This is a genomic window from Candidatus Cardinium hertigii, assembly GCF_050864855.1.
Taxonomy (GTDB): Bacteria; Bacteroidota; Bacteroidia; order Cytophagales; family Amoebophilaceae; genus Cardinium; species Cardinium hertigii_C.
Window position 1 is genome coordinate 1 of sequence record NZ_JBOZWW010000066.1, and the last position, 4,393, is coordinate 4,393.

Annotated in this window: 5 protein-coding genes and 2 pseudogenes; 4 read left to right on the top strand and 3 right to left on the bottom strand. The window is 30.5% G+C overall.

The annotated features are described in order from the left end of the window. A partial coding sequence (locus ACRRVB_RS04820; protein ID WP_432466826.1) for a Tn3 family transposase occupies nt 1-346 on the top strand: 346 nt, incomplete at its 5' end. Nucleotides 347-494: 148 nt separating this feature from the next. On the opposite strand, the pseudogene ACRRVB_RS04825 reads toward ACRRVB_RS04820, so the two are convergent. The 3 genes and pseudogenes from ACRRVB_RS04825 to ACRRVB_RS04835 form a co-directional block, all read right to left on the bottom strand. Then, nucleotides 495-719 (bottom strand): annotated as a pseudogene (locus tag ACRRVB_RS04825) (IS6 family transposase); the annotation flags it as partial. Between the two features lie 104 nt (nt 720-823). Beyond that, on the bottom strand, nt 824-1,822 hold the full coding sequence (locus tag ACRRVB_RS04830; RefSeq protein WP_432466827.1) for a hypothetical protein: 999 nt from the start codon (nt 1,820-1,822) through the stop codon (nt 824-826). Between the two features lie 61 nt (nt 1,823-1,883). Further along, on the bottom strand, nt 1,884-2,600 hold the full coding sequence (locus ACRRVB_RS04835) for a flagellar basal body-associated FliL family protein (RefSeq protein ID WP_432466828.1): 717 nt from the start codon (nt 2,598-2,600) through the stop codon (nt 1,884-1,886). Between the two features lie 652 nt (nt 2,601-3,252). Between ACRRVB_RS04835 and ACRRVB_RS04840 the strand changes: the two genes are divergently transcribed. From ACRRVB_RS04840 to ACRRVB_RS04845, 3 genes and pseudogenes are all read left to right on the top strand, one after another. Then, nucleotides 3,253-3,756, top strand: coding sequence for a JAB domain-containing protein (locus ACRRVB_RS04840; RefSeq protein WP_432466829.1), 504 nt, complete (start codon nt 3,253-3,255; stop codon nt 3,754-3,756). A gap of 131 nt (nt 3,757-3,887) precedes the next feature. Further along, nucleotides 3,888-3,986: an Rpn/YhgA-type helix-turn-helix domain-containing protein gene (locus ACRRVB_RS05070; protein WP_490036319.1), complete on the top strand. Its 99-nt coding sequence runs from the start codon at nt 3,888-3,890 to the stop codon at nt 3,984-3,986. Nucleotides 3,987-4,286: 300 nt separating this feature from the next. Beyond that, a pseudogene (locus ACRRVB_RS04845) lies at nt 4,287-4,393 on the top strand (IS5-like element ISCca3 family transposase); the annotation flags it as partial.

The window sequence follows — 4,393 nt, forward strand, 5'->3', positions numbered from 1 at the left end:
GGTACAGGTCGCTTTGAATAAAGGCGAAGCGAGAAATGCGCTGGCCAGAACGGTTTTTTTCTATAGACTTGGTGAAATAAGGGATAGAAAATTTGATAATCAACGCTATCGATCAAGTGGTCTTAATCTCATCACTGCCGCAATTGTACTATGGAACACCGTCTATTTGCAAAGGGCCACAGAGGCACTACGTTATAAAAAAAAGATGATAGATGATACACTTTATCAATATTTATCGCCACTAGGATGGGAGCATATTAATCTAACAGGAGATTATATTTGGCCTAGAAGAGGAAAGATCAGTCCAGGTAAATTTAGGCCACTAAGAACACTACAAAATCCTTAGCGTGCTTTATTTTCCGTTTCCTGACGTGACCCCAAATACCCTTAGTACGGGAAATCTGTATGCTGCGTTTGACGAGGCGGGTGATGGAAACCGGGGTAAAACTACCGCGCCATTGCTCGACCCTACACGCACGATTTTGCCTAGGACCCTGTTTCCTTTTTCTAACTTCTTGATCTATGAGGGGAACAAACTTAATAACCCATCTTTTTAAAGTGGAATGATCAATCTTTGCGCCTCTGATATGCATAATCTCTTGTAGATCTCTATAGATTAATGAAAATCGGCATTTCATGTACACAAATAGAAGGATTAAATCCGGTGATGAGAAAAATCCTTTAAAAGATGGCAATAATCTGGGCATGATACTAAACATCTAACCAAAATCTCAAACTAAACTCCCAATTTAACCGTTTTTTAAAACATATGCGACAGATCCAAATAATTTACAGGCTCTACCACACTAGACAGAGTCCACACCTAAGCTATCAATGTAACGACATTGCTTCTGTTCATTTTAGCAATCCAATTATTTTTCCAATCATGGTTATGTTGATGATTGGCTATTAATTGATTTGTAGGAGGTTCAAATTGGTTTCCACATCTACAATTACTAAAATCATTATCCATTGCACTTATATAATCTTCTCTTGTTTTCCAATAATTATTAACAGATACTGATATTCTATTAATTTCTTCTCTCAAAAGAATAAATGGATCTAAATGTTTTGTTTTTAATTGATGTAATTTATCAGGAAGTTCTATTAAATATAAATTATCTTTCATTAAATGATCAATATGTAACTTAAAACTACTGCTTCTTTCTTCTATATCGTTACCATTAGTATGAGTATTATAATACACTTTCATATATGGAGCCTTAGCATAATTTTTACCTTCATTATTTATATAATCATAATTTCTAATAGGATTATTTGAATCAATCTTGTAGTATTCACCCATTTGTACACAGTCCAAATAAAATACTCCATAATTTACCCCACCTATTTCTCTATTCATATATTTCCATGGTCTTGGGCAACGATATCCTTGATCATTATCACGACCTTGCCAAAGATTTAAATTCTTATAAAGTCGAAGACCAGCTACACTCATCTTAGCCCTTAAAGTATTAAAAAATATATACCCTAAACCTTCTTCTAGATTATTATTTGCTTCTAAATTGTATCTTTGACGATTTGGAGAATTATGTAAAAATCCTTTTAATATAGCATCATGCAAGTAAGGTGCTATTATATCCTTATAAGATAGGCGATAACCATTTAGACTATTATTTATTTTTTCTACTTTTGTGTCTATTGCAGGAAATGAATTATATTGTATTCCGGATCTACAACCAAGAAAAAATATAAAATAAAGAGATAGAACCAAAAAACTTGATCTATTATAGATCTTTAATTTTAAAAAAAGTAGTAGTTTACTTAAATTAAGTTTAAAATAAAAATTATTGTCACTCATAAATATTTTTTATATTTTATACTTATGTATAAGTAAGTAATAACACTTATAACAAAATACTCTAAGTTTTAGAACTTTTAGATTCTATATGTCCTATAGAATCTAAAAGTCTAGGACTTTGTTCTTTACAGTATTTTATAAAATCATTCATACTATAAACATGAATTGATTCTAATGCATTATTACGTACTCTATGGACCTTTAAAGGAATGCTTCTATGATCAAATTTCAGATCTATATAGTAACGAACCATGGTTTCATCATTATCATTATCATTATCATAAATCTCAGAATACGAAGCTATACAAAAAGGAGCCTGTATTTTCCCTTGTCCTATTCCTACTTTATCTGTCGGAAAAGCGTAAGAAAGGCTTTTATACCTCTCAATTTCACTTTCTACTACAGGGTTCACATATTTTTCATCTTTAGGAGTTTGAAAAGAAAAAATACAAATTGGATCAATATTTAAATCTTCTTTTCCAAATTTATTTTGCTCATTATCAATCAAAAAATTTGTATAATTTTCAGGCAATGTAGATCCTAATTCTTTTTTAATTAAATCGTTAAGTTTTTCCACGCACTTTTCTCTTAAATTTTTTACACCAGTAGTTTTGTCCTTTGTTGGTCTTTTTTTATCATCTTTTTTTTGTCTTTTTTTTCTTTTACTTGTAGGTGCTTCTTCCTTACTCTCTTTACTAGTACCTGGGGTTAACTCACCCGATTCATCAGTACTTTCTTTTTCATCCGATTTACTAATAGTTTTTTCTTCCTGATGCATTTTATTCACATTCATACTATTGCAAGAAATGAGCTCGGTGCAAGCAAATATATTTAATATGTAAAATAATTTTTTTACCATAATTATAATAGATTTTACGTTAAAAAAGACTTATATAAATTATAAATGTATTAATTTTTTGTAAAACACATCTAACTTTATTTATGTTATTAATCAACTCTTCAAGTATACAAAAATTATTCAAATAAAACTACTATATATACTGATAAAATAATATTCTGTATAGTGGACTCAAAAAATAGGACAGAAAAAAACTAGTTTTGTTTCTCAAAAGTATGTTTTCATAAAATTAAAATGAATAGATCAAATGGGAAGAAAAAAGTGATCTGAATCCTCAAATCGCAAAGGTTCTCTCACATATTGATACGCCATTCTATGATATTTCGAGACCGTTGCAATAGAAAAGTAGAGTGTACTAAAAACAAAAAAATAGCTATGTAATTGTTGTTTTATGTCCTATAAAAGACATAAAAATCCAGAATTTTACTGAAAATATATGCAATAATAGCTAAAATATTCTTTGTGATTTTCTATTGCAACGGCCTCATGTTATTGATGAATACATAGAAGAAGCATTAAATGAGATAACCTGATGTATGAATTGCAATTATTACTTAAATAGGCTAATATCATGCTAATTTATTTAAGCAACCAAGATAAAATAGCGATTCACGATGCGGTTGATGCCTATAATGTGATGCTTAAGGTACTGAAAAGAAAAGATAAACCAGATTTAAGCAAAGAGCATTTATGGGTGATAGCCTTAAGCATACGGAATCTTATTGTAAATATCGAACTAGTTAGTGTAGGTAGTGCTTATTTTACGTCAGTAGATCCTAAGGAGATCATGAGTTTCCCTTCTCAAAAGAAGGCAGCCAGTATCATTATGATTCACAACCACCCCTTTGGTGAAATGGAACCTTCCGATTATGACCTGGATGCTACAGATCGAATGATTCAAGTAGGTAGAATATTAGATATCCACGTTATGGATCATTTAATTATTTCCGAAAGGCAATACCATGGCTATTATAGTTTCGCTGATTATAGGGTTATGGATAGATTGCGTAAGAGTATTAAATATATTCCTAGCTTTGAACTAAAAGAACAATTTGAAAAAAGTTTGATTATGTAGAAAAAAAGTTTCAAGAAGAACTTAAACTATCTAAAAAACAAAGTAAAGAAAAAGGAATCCTAATAGGACAAGAAAAAGGTAAGCTAGAGGGAATCCGAATAGGCGAAAAAAAGGGAGAAAAGGAGAAAGCGATTTCTATAGCTAGGGCTATGCTTGAAGATGGATTTCAAGTGGAAAAAGTAATGTTATTTACCGGTTTATCTAAGTATGATATTCAGTCTATTGTATAAATTCTATAGAAATAGATAATCGGAGCTAAAAAACAGGTATCTACTTTTGAGAACTTTGCTAAACTTATGGGCGCATAGTACCTAAAATTTAGGACAAAGGACAGGCCTACAAAAAATTAACTATAGACGCGACAGATCCGAGCGACCTTATTCCAGCTCTTTAATTACGATAATCTTATTTAATGAGGCCATTGCAATAGGTTTTTAGATTTTAGGATAAAAAAGTAATTGTTAATTTTATTAAAAGCTTAACTTGTAATTATTGTTTAGGTTGTGTAGTAAAAAATTTATGATATTGTTATGTCAATAAAAGTAAGTGGTCAGTTAAGTTTATCAGATATATCAGCTAGTCGGCGTAAATGCAAGCATACGTTTTTTGATCAAATCAATAATTTGATTAACTGGTC

Coding starts and splice junctions, on each gene's coding strand:
- ACRRVB_RS04840 (WP_432466829.1), top strand. CDS start 3,253: ATGCTAATTTATTTAAGCAACCAAGATAAAATAGCGATTCACGATGCG.
- ACRRVB_RS04835 (WP_432466828.1), bottom strand. CDS start 2,600: ATGCATCAGGAAGAAAAAACTATTAGTAAATCGGATGAAAAAGAAAGT.
- ACRRVB_RS04830 (WP_432466827.1), bottom strand. CDS start 1,822: ATGAGTGACAATAATTTTTATTTTAAACTTAATTTAAGTAAACTACTA.